Origin of the sequence: Pseudomonas onubensis (assembly GCF_965653655.1) — a bacterium.
Classification (GTDB): Bacteria; Pseudomonadota; Gammaproteobacteria; order Pseudomonadales; family Pseudomonadaceae; genus Aquipseudomonas.
Genome location: NZ_CBFHAZ010000056.1, coordinates 1 through 12,934 on the forward strand (window position 1 = coordinate 1; position 12,934 = coordinate 12,934).

At 62.7% G+C, this 12,934-nt stretch carries 9 protein-coding genes and 2 riboswitches; of the genes, 4 read left to right on the plus strand and 5 right to left on the minus strand.

All coding sequences use genetic code 11. The features are described from left to right. Positions 1-67: 67 nt before the first annotated feature. The 4 genes from cobM to ACTD9P_RS18140 form a co-directional block, all read right to left on the minus strand. A complete protein-coding gene (gene cobM, locus ACTD9P_RS18125; RefSeq protein ID WP_438868778.1) occupies positions 68-814 on the minus strand; it encodes a precorrin-4 C(11)-methyltransferase in 747 nt (248 codons plus the stop codon). A 69-nt stretch (positions 815-883) separates the two neighbouring features. Next, positions 884-1,276 (minus strand): cobalamin biosynthesis protein, encoded by a 393-nt coding sequence (locus tag ACTD9P_RS18130; protein ID WP_438868779.1) that lies wholly within the window; start codon positions 1,274-1,276, stop codon positions 884-886. Further along, complete coding sequence (locus ACTD9P_RS18135; RefSeq protein WP_065911425.1) at positions 1,273-1,974, minus strand: CbtA family protein; 702 nt, start codon at positions 1,972-1,974, stop codon at positions 1,273-1,275. The genes ACTD9P_RS18130 and ACTD9P_RS18135 overlap by 4 nt, the downstream gene beginning before the upstream one ends. Positions 1,975-1,985: 11 nt before the next feature. Then, positions 1,986-2,174 carry a CbtB domain-containing protein gene (locus ACTD9P_RS18140; protein ID WP_138815786.1) on the minus strand — a complete coding sequence of 63 codons (189 nt, stop codon included), beginning with the start codon at positions 2,172-2,174 and terminating at the stop codon, positions 1,986-1,988. A gap of 96 nt (positions 2,175-2,270) precedes the next feature. Then, a riboswitch (cobalamin riboswitch) is annotated at positions 2,271-2,491 on the minus strand. Positions 2,492-2,533: 42 nt separating this feature from the next. Beyond that, positions 2,534-2,733: riboswitch (cobalamin riboswitch) on the plus strand. A gap of 92 nt (positions 2,734-2,825) precedes the next feature. Here ACTD9P_RS18140 and cobW point away from each other — a divergent pair. The 4 genes from cobW to ACTD9P_RS18160 are packed head-to-tail and all read left to right on the plus strand — an operon-like array spanning position 2,826 to position 9,352. Further along, complete coding sequence (cobW, locus tag ACTD9P_RS18145) at positions 2,826-3,887, plus strand: cobalamin biosynthesis protein CobW (RefSeq protein WP_438868780.1); 1,062 nt, start codon at positions 2,826-2,828, stop codon at positions 3,885-3,887. A gap of 3 nt (positions 3,888-3,890) precedes the next feature. Then, entirely contained in the window at positions 3,891-7,652 is a 3,762-nt protein-coding gene (gene cobN / locus ACTD9P_RS18150) for a cobaltochelatase subunit CobN (RefSeq protein ID WP_438868781.1), read from the plus strand. A gap of 45 nt (positions 7,653-7,697) precedes the next feature. Then, positions 7,698-8,696 (plus strand): magnesium chelatase ATPase subunit I, encoded by a 999-nt coding sequence (locus ACTD9P_RS18155; protein ID WP_438868782.1) that lies wholly within the window; start codon positions 7,698-7,700, stop codon positions 8,694-8,696. A 53-nt stretch (positions 8,697-8,749) separates the two neighbouring features. Beyond that, a complete protein-coding gene (locus tag ACTD9P_RS18160) occupies positions 8,750-9,352 on the plus strand; it encodes a vWA domain-containing protein (RefSeq protein ID WP_438868788.1) in 603 nt (200 codons plus the stop codon). A 33-nt stretch (positions 9,353-9,385) separates the two neighbouring features. On the opposite strand, the gene ACTD9P_RS18165 is transcribed toward ACTD9P_RS18160, so the two are convergent. Next, complete coding sequence (locus tag ACTD9P_RS18165) at positions 9,386-12,682, minus strand: OspG family effector kinase (protein WP_438868783.1); 3,297 nt, start codon at positions 12,680-12,682, stop codon at positions 9,386-9,388. Positions 12,683-12,934 lie beyond the last annotated feature (252 nt).

A 12,934-nucleotide genomic window follows, 5' to 3' on the forward strand; every position in this document is an offset into this window, starting at 1 on the left:
CAGCATAACTGTAACTGACCCACCGCATTCGCGAGCAAGCCCGCTCCCACAGTTTGACCGCGTTTCTTCAGGGGCGATACAGGTGCGCATGCCCCGCCCGATACAGCGATGACTCGCTGAAACCGTCACTGGCCAACACCCGACCCACCACAATCAACGCCGTGCGCCGAAACCCTTTGGCCGCCACCTTCACGGCAATATCCGCCAAAGTGCCCACCACCCAATCCTGATCCGGCCACGTCGCGCGGTGCACCACTGCAATTGGGCAGTCGGCGCCGTAGTGCGGCAGCAGTTCGGCGACGATCTTCTCCAGATGGTTGACCCCCAGGTGAATTGCCATCGTCGTGCCATGTTGCGCCAAACTGTCGAATGCCTCACCTGCCGGCATGCTGGTTTTATCGGCATAACGGGTCAGGATCACACTTTGGGCGATGTCGGGCAGTGTCAGCTCCGTCTCCAGCAACGCTGCGCAAGCCGACACCGCCGTCACCCCTGGGATGATCTGGAACGGTATGCCCAACTCACGCAAACAACGGATCTGCTCGCCAATCGCGCCATACAGGCTCGGGTCGCCGGAGTGCACGCGGGCCACATCCTGGCCGTTGGCGTGGGCTGTCTTGATCAGCTCAATGATCTGCTCCAGGTGCAATTCGGCGCTGTTGACCACCTGTTCGGCCTGATGACCTTGCAGTACCGCCGCCGGTACCAGGGAACCGGCATAGATGATCACCGGGCAACTACGGATCAGCCGTTGGCCCTTGACGGTGATCAATTCCGGGTCGCCGGGGCCTGCACCGATAAAGTAGACGGTCATGGAAGTTCCTGTTGAAAAACGGGCGAGCATGAAAGTTGCTCATGATCGAGGTGGGCAATTATCGGGATTTTAGTCGGCGCACGCCAATGCAAAGGTGGCCTGGGCGGTTTTTTTGCGCGTGATCAACAGGCGGGCAGGGCGATGCGACAACTGTTCAGCCAGGGCCAGTGCCGCGCTTTCGGCGATGCCATAGCAACCGGTATGCGCAAAAGCGACGGCTGACTTGTGGCTCAAACGCTGTGCAAAACCGGCCAATTGTTCTGCGCTGAAACACTGCAAAGGCAGTTCCAGCAGCCGGGCCAGGGCCAGCAGGCCGGGTTCAGCCTGTTTGCGATCAATACTTGCCAGCGCCGTGATGCGTTGGCGTTCAATCCCGGCGTCGGCGAGGGCTGCGTCAAACAGGCCGAGCAGGGCGTGAACATCACAACCCCGCTGGCAGCCCAGGCCGACCACCAGTGTCATGCCGAGTATTGGCCGTCGCGGTTACGGCGAAACAGCCACGCGCTGATCCAGCCCAAGGCCAGCCAGAAGGCGACGTTGGTCAGTTGCGAGGCGATCTTGAACTGCGCTTCCAGGGCTTCGGGTGCCAGCATCGAATGCACTTGCGGTTGCGGCGCGCCGATCACGTGGGGCACGGCCAGGATCGCCACGCCCAGCACCTTGAGCAGCCAGCTACGACCAAACACCAACAGTGCGATACCCGCAGCGGTAGAGGCTGCAGTGCCGATCCACCAGATCTGCCGTTGGGCCAGGTCGGCGGCTGCGGTGCCCGGCAATTCCGGCGGCAGGCCCAGGGTGGGCGCCAGTACAAAAGTTGCGTAACCGGCCAAGCCCCACAACAACCCTTGAGCCGTGCGGGTCGGCGCGCGCAAGGTGTAGAGGCCGGCCAGCATCAGTGCGAAACCGACCGCTACCACCAGGTTGCCGCCGGTGGTCGACAACACACGCTGCCAGCCATTTTCCGGCTCCCAGGCTTCGGCATCGTGGGTGTGGGCTGCGGCGCCAGCGGCGTGTTCGTGCGCCACTTCGGCGACCGGGGCCTTTTCAAAGGTTTCCGCCTGCAAAATCAGCGGGGCGACCCAGAAACTTTGCAGCAGGGTCAGCAACAGGGCAGCCAGCAGGCCAGTGAAACCTGCGGTTTGGGCAATACGCTTGATCATGTCGGCAGCCCTCAGTGGCACGGGAACGCGGCGCTGTGGCGGGTATCGTGGGCGGCGTTGTGCACGGCCTCAATATGCGAGAACCCGGCGAAGTACACCAGGCACGCGCCGAGGATCGACGCGCCGATGGCGGCGCTCAGGCGTTGGCTCAAGGTGGCGGTGCTGCTGGCGGTGTGCGAAGTGCTGCTGATGATCGACATGGCGCGTCCCTTCAGGGTTTCAGGGTGACACGAGCGCATGAAAACCCCGCGAGCCAGGCACGCAGGGTTCCGAACAGCGCCCGCCCACCGCGGGTTTGTTATCTGATTTTTCGGGCCGGTCTCCGGGCTTGCGAGGGGCGCTCTTGGGAGAAGAGGTGGGCCGTATCAAGCATCGCCTTCCCATGCCCTACAGGCACAGTGGTTGTGACGCATCGCTCGCTTACCGTTGCGGGGGCAGCACCGGACTCGTCATTACGCGATGACTCACCGGTTTCCCGTTTCACCCTGTGAAGGGCACCCGAAACAAGATGTGTAGGAGAGCATGGGCGGGCGACGGTAGTCAAATGCCGCGAGCCCCTGTAGCCTTGCACCTTCGAGGTTCTTCGGCCCACGCCGAAGCTAAGAAGGGAACGCGGTACAAGCCGCGGCTGCCCCCGCAACTGTGAAGGGTTTATCTGCCTGCCACGCCACTGCCATAACGGCGGGAAGGCGCAGCCAGCGCGGGTCGCAAGGCCTGCAAACCCCAAGCCAGGAGACCTGCCTCGTAACCGATTTTCTACTTAACCGGGCGGGGTGATCCGGTGACGAAATCCGCTGCTGCGCGCCGTCGCAGGGTCTATCGTCCCGTCTGCCCGCCCCCAAGGGCATCCGATGAAAACACTGGCCAAACTCCCCGTCACCATCGTTACCGGCTTCCTCGGTTCGGGTAAAACCACCTTGCTGCGCCATATGCTCGACAACGCCCAAGGCCGTCGCATCGCCGTGATCGTCAACGAGTTCGGCGAACTGGGCATTGACGGTGAGATCCTCAAGCAGTGCTCCATCGGTTGCACCGAAGAAGAAGCCAACGGCCGCGTTTACGAATTGGCCAACGGCTGCCTGTGCTGCACCGTGCAGGAAGAGTTCTTCCCGGTCATGCGCGAACTCGTGGCACGTCGCGGTGACCTCGACCATATCCTTATCGAAACCTCGGGCCTGGCCCTGCCAAAACCCTTGGTGCAAGCCTTCCAGTGGCCGGAAATCCGCAGCGCCTGCACGGTTGACGCGGTAATCACCGTGGTCGACAGCCCGGCCGTGGCCGCCGGCACCTTCGCCGCCTTCCCGGACCAGGTTGATGCCCAGCGCAAACTCGACCCGAACCTGGACCACGAATCGCCGCTGCACGAGCTGTTTGCCGACCAACTGGCCAGCGCCGACCTGGTGATCCTCAACAAATCCGACCTGATCAGCCCCGAAGACCTGGCCCGCGTGCGCCTGGAAGTCGCCGAGGAACTGCCGCCGGCGGTGAAGATCATTGAAGCCAGCAGCGGTCGTTTGCCGTTGGACGTGCTGATCGGCCTGGGCGCCGGTTCCGAAGAACACATCGACGGCCGCCACAGCCATCACGATCATCACCATGAAGGCGAAGACGATCACGACCACGATGCGTTCGACTCCATCTCCATCGACTTGCCGCAGGCCGACGAAGCACTGCTGCTCGACGCCCTGACCCAGTTGGTGGTGCAGCACGGCATCCTGCGCGTCAAAGGCTTCGCGGCGATCCCGAACAAGCCGATGCGTCTGCTGATCCAGGGTGTGGGCACGCGTTTCGACAAGCACTTCGACCGCGCCTGGGGCGCCGACGAAGCGCGCATCACACGCCTGGTGCTGATCGGCCAGGAACTGGACGCGGCGGGCCTTGAAGCGCAATTGCGCGCAGCGCTCAGCGTTTAACCCATGCACCTGCTCAGGACTCAGCCGGGCGGTTTCGTTTCGGACGACAATATTGCCGACCTTGGCCAAACCCCTGCCGAGCTGGTCATCCTGTGCAGCGGTGATTCCAGCCTTGCACTGTTGGCCGAGGCTGGCCAGCAGTTGCCGGACGACTACCCCAGTTTTCGCCTGGCCAACCCCATGCAGGTGCAGAACCACGCCTCGGTCGACCTTTACGTCGACGAGGTGCTGCGCCACGCCAAGGTCATCCTGATTTCGCTGCACGGCGGCATCGGCTACTGGCGCTACGGCATTGAGCGGCTGGTGGAGTTGGCCGAGCGCGGCGTGCAGTTGATTCTGGTGCCGGGCGATGATCGCCCCGACCCGGAACTCAGCGGCTTAAGCACCGTTGGCATGGCTGAGCGCGACCGCCTCTGGCACTTCCTGCGCCAGGGCGGTTTGGGCAATGCGCTGGATTTCTACCGTTGCCTGGCCAGCAGCCACCTGGGCCGCGACTACACCTGGGACGAGCCGCAAACCCTGGCGCGCACGGCCATTTATCACCCGTATAAACCCCACCCACGGCTGAACGACTGGCAGGCCGATTGGCACGCCGACTGGCCGGTGGCGGCGGTGTTGTTCTACCGCTCGCACTTGCAGGCGGCCAACACCGGTTTTATCGATGTGTTCTGCCAACGCTTGCAGGCGGCGGGCCTTAACCCGCTGCCGGTGGCGGTGGCCAGTTTAAAAGAGCCCGGCTGCCTGACGGTGGTCGAGGACTTGCTGGATGAAGTGCAGGCGGCGGTAATTTTGAACACCACCGGCTTTGCCCAGTCCAGCCCGGAAGCCCCGCACCTGCGCCCGTTTCGCCGCAATATCGCGGTGATCCAGGCGATCTGCGCGCAAGACAACCAGCCCGGCTGGGAGGCCAGCGAACAAGGCCTTGGCCCGCGTGACCTGGCCATGCACATTGCCTTGCCGGAGCTGGACGGGCGCATTATCAGCCGGCCCATCAGCTTTAAAGATTTAGCCTGGCGCAGCGAGCGCAGCCAATCCGACGTGGTGTGCTACCGCGCAGCGCCCGAGCGCATGGATTTTGTCGCTGAGCTGGCGCGGCGCTGGGTCGAACTGGCGCGGGTGCCGAATGCCGACAAACGCATCGCACTGATCCTCGCCAATTACCCGACCCGCGATGGCCGCATCGGCAATGGCGTAGGCCTGGACACCCCGGCGGCAGCGCTGAATATCCTGCGGGCGCTGCACGCCGAAGGTTACCCGGTGCCGAGTGAGTTGCCCGCCAGCGGCACGGCCTTGATCCATGAGCTGCTCGGCGGCGTCACCAACGACCTCGACAGCCTCGACCTGCGCCCGTGCCATCAAAGCCTGGGCCTGGACGACTACGAGGCGATGTTCCAGCGCTTGCCCGAGGCCAATCGGCAAGCCGTATTGGAACGCTGGGGCGCGCCGCACAACGACCCGATGTGCCGCGACGGGCGCATGATGATCGCCGGCCTGCGCCTGGGCCTGACCTTCGTCGGCATTCAGCCGGCACGCGGTTATCAGGTGGACCACAGCGCGGTGTACCACGACCCCGACCTGGTGCCGCCCCACGGCTACCTGGCGTTCTACTTCTGGTTGCGCCACACCTATGGCGCCCATGGCGTGATCCATGTGGGCAAGCACGGCAACCTTGAATGGCTGCCGGGCAAGGGTGTCGGGCTATCGCAACATTGCTGGCCGGATGCGCTGCTCGGGCCGTTGCCGAATATCTACCCGTTTATCGTCAATGACCCAGGCGAGGGCGCCCAGGCCAAGCGCCGCACCCAGGCGGTGATCATCGACCACTTGATGCCGCCGCTGACCCGCGCCGAAACCTACGGCCCGCTGCGTAACCTGGAGCTGTTGGCGGACGAGTACTACGAGGCGCAATTGCTCGACCCGCGCCGCGCCCTTGAGCTGCAAAAAGACATTCTCAAGCTGGTGCGCGAAACCCGTATCGACCAGGAACTGGAGCTGGATAACGACGCCGACGCGGCAGTCTGGCTGCCGCGCCTGGACACCTACCTGTGTGACTTGAAGGAATCGCAGATCCGCGACGGCCTGCATATCTTTGGCGAGTCGCCCGACGGCCGCCTGCGTATCGACACTTTGCTGGCCCTGCTGCGCATTCCCCGTGGCGATGGCCGTGGCCCGCAATCGAGCCTGCTGCGGGTGTTGGCCAAAGCCTTCGACCTGGGTTTCGACCCACTGGACTGTGCCTTGGCCGAACCCTGGACCGGGCGCCGCCCCGAGGTGTTGCAGAAGATCGATGCGCAGTTGTGGCGCACCGCCGGCGACACCCGTGAACGCCTGGAACTGTATGCCGCGCGACTGATCGAGCAGGCACTGGAAGGCCCGCTCGAACAGCTAGAAGAACCCGGTTGGGAGGACGTGAAGTCGGTGATCGAGAGCCTGCGCATTGTTGTCGCGCCGCGCCTCGACGCCTGTGGCCCCGCCGAAATGCGCGGCCTGCTGGATGCCCTCAGTGGTCGCTTCGTACCGGCTGGCCCCAGCGGTGCGCCAAGTCGTGGCCGCCTGGACGTGCTGCCCACCGGGCGTAATTTCTTCAGCGTGGATGTGCGCAACCTGCCCACCACCACGGCCTGGCGCATTGGCTTTCAATCCGCCAACCTGATCCTTGAGCGGCACTTGCAAGACCATGGCGACCACCTGCGCCAGCTCGGTCTGTCTGTATGGGGCACCGCCACCATGCGCACCGGTGGCGACGATATCGCCCAGGCCATGGCGCTGATGGGCGTGCGGCCGGTGTGGGCCACCGGCAGCCAGCGCGTGGATGACTTTGAAATCCTGCCGATCAGCCTGTTGGATCGCCCACGAGTGGATGTGACGCTGCGCGTGTCCGGGTTCTTCCGCGATGCCTTTGCCAACCTGATCCGCCTGTTCGACGCGGCGGTGCAGGCGGTGGCGGCGCTGGATGAGCCGGACGACATGAACCCGCTGGCGGCCAAGGTGCGCAGTGAGCGTGAAGCGCTGCTCGCGGCGGGCCTGGACGAGGCGGCGGCTGCGAAGCAGGCGGGCTGGCGCATCTTTGGCGCCAAACCCGGTGCCTATGGCGCGGGTGTGCAGGGCGCGATTGACGGCCGCCTGTGGCAAAGCCGCGAAGACCTGGCCGAGGTCTACCTGAACTGGGGCGGCTACGCCTATGGGGGTGCCGATGAAGGCACCGCTGCCCGCGAACAATTCGCCCAGCGCCTGAGCCAGGTGCAGGCGGTATTGCAAAACCAGGACAACCGCGAACACGACTTGCTCGATTCCAACGATTACTACCAGTTCCAGGGTGGCATGCTCGCCGCCGTGGAAACCCTGAGCGGCGACAAGGCCGCCAGCTACCATGGTGACCACAGCCAGCCGGACCTGCCGAAGATCCGCACCTTGAAGGAAGAGCTCAACCGGGTGATCCGCTCCCGCGCCGCCAACCCCAAGTGGATCGACGGGGTGAAACGCCACGGTTATAAAGGCGCATTCGAGATGGCGGCCACGGTGGACAACCTGTTCGCATTCGACGCCACCACCGCGCTGATCGACGATCACCAATACGCCTTGCTTGCCGACGCTTACCTGCTCGACGCCGACACCCGCGCCTTTGTGCAACAGCACAACCCGGCGGCACTGCGCGACATGACCGAACGCATGCTCGAAGCCCAGCAGCGCGGCATGTGGCAGGAGCCGGGCGCGTACCGCGAGGCGTTGGAAAACCTGTTGCTGGACATAGAAGAAGACAGCTGACCGATCGCTCGCCACAAGAAATAGCAGAATTTAAAGAGAGCAGGTATGACCGATATTCCCCATTTCCCGCTGTCCGCCGTGGTCGGCGCCGATGAGCTGAAACTGGCGCTGTGCCTGACCGCCATCGACCCGAAAATCGGCGGCGTGCTGATCGAAGGTCCGCGCGGCATGGCCAAGTCGACCCTGGCGCGTGGCCTGGCGGACCTGCTCGCCAGTGGCCAGTTCGTCACCCTGCCATTGGGCGCCACCGAAGAGCGCCTGGTCGGTACCCTGGACCTGGACGCCGCGCTGGGCGAGGGCCGCGCACAATTCTCCCCGGGCGTATTGGCCAAGGCCGATGGCGGCGTGTTGTATGTCGATGAAGTCAACTTGTTGCCTGATCATCTGGTCGACTTGCTGCTGGATGTGGCCGCCAGTGGCACCAACCTGATCGAGCGTGATGGCATCTCCCATCGCCATTCGGCGCGCTTTGTGCTGATCGGCACCATGAACCCGGAGGAGGGTGAGTTGCGCCCGCAACTGCTCGACCGCTTCGGCTTCAATGTGGCGCTGAGCGGGCAGACCCTGCCCAACGAGCGCGGGCAGATCATCCGGCGCCGCCTGGATTTCGACAGCGACCCGACTGCGTTCTGCAGCCAATGGGCTGAACCACAGGCGGCGCTGCGTGAGCGTTGCACCCAGGCGCGCCAGCGGCTCGACAACATTGAACTGGACGATCAGGCCCTGGCGCAGATCACCGAGCGTTGTTTTGCCGCCGGTGTCGATGGCTTGCGTGCCGACCTGGTCTGGTTGCGCGGCGCCCGTGCCCATGCTGCCTGGCGCGGCGCGGCTGCTATCGCCGAAGAAGATATTGAAGCGGTGGCTGAGTTCGCCTTGCGTCATCGCCGGCAACCGCAGTCAGCGTCGACAAGCCCGCCCGATCAAGGCCAGGCAGCAAAACCGTCTGACCCGACACCCGGCCAGGGCCAGTGGGGCGATATGCCCGCACCCGCATTGCCCACGGGCGCCCGCCGGGAAGTGCCCGCCTGGCCAAAAAAGCCCTAGGCATCCGCCCTCGACCTGACGCGGGGGCGGATGCACGACCCAAGGCAGGGCGACTGGAACACGGCAGGCACGGCAAGGCGCGCAGTGCCCAGCGTGGCGCGATCAATTGGCCGGGCACCTTGCTCGGTGGTCGCCCACACAGCCGTGAGGATCTGCTCTATCACCTGCGCAGCCGCGCGGCCCATGAGCTGTGGCTGGTGATTGTCGATGCCTCGGCGTCCACCCGCCGCCATGGCGCACTGAGCGACGCCAAAGGCCTGCTCGCCCAGCTGTTTGACGACGCCTATCGGCAACGCGCGCGCATGGCGTTATTGACCGCCAGCGGCCAATCGCCCAAGTGGCAGGTGCAGGGGCTCAAGGCTGCCCAAAGCTTGACCGGCTGGTTGGCACAGTTGGGTGCCGGGGGCGGCACACCGTTGCTGGCGGCGTTGTCCGAAGCCGGCCACTGGCTGCACGTGCGCCGCCAGCGTTACCCGGCCGAGCAGCAACGGCTGCTGGTGATCACCGATGGGCGGCTCAAAGATATCGCTGGGTTGCCCGTGCTCGATTGCCCTGGAGTACTGGTGGATATCGAGCGCGGCCCGATCAGGCTGGGCCGGGCTAGGCAGTTGGCGATGGCGTTGGGCGTGGACTATCTGCCGATCGATACGTTGTAAGGACTGAAACAACGCCGCCCAGCGACCGGATGTTTAAACCGGCGGACTTAACAAGTCATCAAAACTCTCAAGCATCTCCTCCTTTGCCATTTTGTAGATCCTCATCTCCATTTTATAAGTCCGGCTACCCGGTACGAGCTGCTCCGGCGGGAGTGACTGGATATCAATCGGATAGATTTTTTGGTCTTTGGCACTGTAGAGGAAGTTCTGCAGCACTAGATCCTGATGGAATATTCCCCTACTTTCCATGTCGATCAATGTCTGTTCAAGCAGACCTTTGACGTCAGCGGACAGGCTATGTTTACTGACTTTTGATAGCGGTACGCCGTCCAGCTTCCCCATCTTTATATAGGCGCGGCCGTCCTCAATGATGCTCGTCGCAAACCCATCCCCGTAATACCGGTTGAGCGCGTTCACTTCGGTGTCCAGGTCAATACCGGAAGGCCGTGAGGAGAGCAGACCAAAGTCTTTGTACACGTGTTTTCCGTCCAGGCTTTCGTAGACGACCGCCTCGGCGCCGCTGTCGATCTTGCGGCCAATGTCTGATTTGACCTGAGTCGGGAGTGCATCCTGTCGCGGTTGCTTGGCATCATTGTCTTGAGGCGGGCCGGGTCGCTTGCGAGACTGCGGCGCCAGGTAAATGTCCATTTCAGGATCCCAGTGCGGGTTCAATGGTGGCTCCAGTGTGATTCCACCGGGCGCACCCAACCGTTGCCATTGATCACCCTGGATATGCTGGAGGAGCAATTCGGTTTGCCGATTGTTGTGATACACCCGCGCCTGCACGCCGCCGCCTTCTGTGCGCGAGACCTGTCGAACCTCATAGACCGCTGTTTTACCGCTGCTGTCGGTATGGCGGATATACGACAGGTGCCCGTCGGCTGCGACATACACGCCCTGACTATTGCGTGTAAGCCCGGCGATGCGGGATTCGGGCACACTGAGATGACCAAACAGCGCATAGCTCAGATCTTGCCGCCCGGCATTGCGTGCCGTCTCCACGTTCCCCGCCACAGCCTGGGTCGCGACCGTGAAATCGTCGAGCGGGCTGCCATACGGTCGCATTGTATTGGTATCAAATGAATACCAATGGCCGTTCTTGAGTACCGCAGCGCTTTCCACCGTCCGGCCAGCTACCTTGAGGCTGCCGGTTGCCGCAGCGTCATACTGCTTGCTGATCGCCTTCAACAGGTCGTAGCTGCCGGTAGCGCCTCTGAGCTCGTTCACTGCTTTGACGCCTTTGGACAGCAGAAACAGACCAGCACTGCCCGCAAACTTGACCAGATCACCCACGCCACCCACGGGGTTGAGTACGTCGATGGCCGCCACGCCAACCACCTTGGCGACCTGCAATGCCTTGCCGGCGGTGGACAGCAGAGAACGGCCGACCTTGAGCAGTTTTCCTGCGGTTGCGGTGCCGGCGGTCAAAAAGCCGAAAACATCCAGTAAGAGATCGACTGCGCCCGCGCCATGCTGGCCGTTCTGAAAATTGACAATGGCGGACCTGAACGGAATCAGGTTTAACAAAAACTCGCTCAACTGCGCGTTCGCCTTGTCCAGGGCCGTCTGCCCGCGCGCCTGCTGTTTGATAACAGGATCGTCAAGGTCCAGGTGCTCGACAAACGCCGAGGCGATCACCTGGGATCGAGCGCTGGTAAAACTATTCCAGGGTGAGTCATTCAGCGGGCGTTCACGCTCCAGGCTCTGTGCTGCATCCGCCGGGGTGAACACTTTGGTGGTAAAAACGGTGTTGGCGTTCCTGGTTTCCTTAACCCTTGCGCTGTACAGGCTCGTCGTTTCAATCACACCCTTGTTGAAGTCGATGACATAGGCCTGTCGGTTGGCACCGCGCTGCGTCTTGACCAGCAGGCCCGGGTTATTTGGGCCATGGGTATTATTGAAATGACCATCCATGACGTATGAGCCTTCCTGGAAAAAACTGACTTTTCCAAACTCGAAGTTCTTTCGATCCTCAAATGGCAGTTGCGAGATCATGTGCCTGACCGTGGTATTGACCGCGGCTTTTTTATCCTTGACGGCGGCGCTGAATTGCCTTTCGAATTCAGCCGGCACGCCAAACTGCGGGTTTGCGTTCAACAGCGTTAACACCCCGCGCAATGCATCGGACTTGAGCGAGCTGCTGGGTTCATGTGCCTTGAAGGGCCTGGGTTCCAGCCAGTCGATCATGGCGATATCCAATAGCGAAAGTGTGCCCCGTTCAATCGCCACGTAATGTTGATCAACAGAAAATATTTTTTCCTGGAAGAACCCGCCGAGGTCGCCAAATCGCGCCTTGAGTGCGGCCAGTGCGATCGCCTCACGCGTGGGTAATCCTTTGTCCAGTGCCTCAGAGGCCGTGAGCCGGGTGTGGAGCTGCGCGTTGAAGTGGGTTCTTACCGATTCAAGTTGGGCGGGAGGGTAGTTGTCATCGGGTGTTTTGGTGAGTATTCCATTCGCAATCGCCCAATCGAGCAGCGCCGTCGCTTGTGCCGTTTGGCTGATCGCCGGGTCCGCCCGCTGAGCCTGTTCAGCCGCGCTCATGACTTGGGCAAACGTCATGCCGGGGACTTTGCCCGGTGTCTGCGCCTCAATCGTCATGGCGGCAATCGTCAGACTGGCCCATGCCTGGCTGCCGATTTTTACCGTCGGGGGAATGTCTTTGATCAGAAACTGCGGCGCCGATCTGGCCAGCAACAGGTAAGCACCGACGCTCGCCAGCGCCGCGCTGGTTCTGCCGGTGCGGCTTAAATGGTTGGCCAGGTTGTCCACGACCGTAGACGCATGCCGCCCGCCCTGTGTATCAGGGGCCAGATCGAAGCCGGCGACGGTGTTGCGAGCGGGCGCGGTAATCGACTCAGGGTCCATCTGCAATGCGATTGCCGCCAGCAGGTAATCCGTCACGCTGCTATCACTGTCGATGCCTTGCATGCTCTGTTGCAGGGCTTTGCCCATCAGTTGCCCTTGCGGCGAGCCGACCAGCGCTTCGAGGATCTTGGCAGGGTCGTTCCCCGCGCCTGCCGGGAGCGGCTGGCGATAACGCAGGAACTCCAGAACGCCGCCTTTGGTTTGCATCACCAACGGCTGCTCGCCCAGCGCGTGTTGGTGGTTCAACGTAAGAAGGCGCAAGCGCCGCTGTTCGTCGGTATCCAAAGGGATCGGCCAGGACAACGCGCCTCCCAGACTACCCAGAGGGGGCTTCGTGGTGCCGGCGGACACGTTACTGGCGCTGCTGTGGAGGTCGACTGGGTTGCCGGTTACAGACTCTGCCTTTGGGCTGCTCTCGAGTGGCAGGGGCTGGGTACGCAGCGGCAGGTGAGCGATGGTCGTCATGAGGTTCAGGTCCTGGGTAGAGACGCGTATTTGACGCCTCTGGGTGCCGGAATCGGGTGCGCGGGTTCCACCCTGACTGTTAGGCCATATGTCTGCGTAGAGAGCCGCTTTGTCCCCGCTTCCCATGTCACCCCCTGCCTGCCAAATCCCTTAATTTTCCAAGCCTGCCGCAAGCCACCCCAGGCCCCCGGCTGCGCCCGCGTTTTCTTTCCGGCGCCCAGCACACCCGCTTCAAACGGCAGCTGAATACGG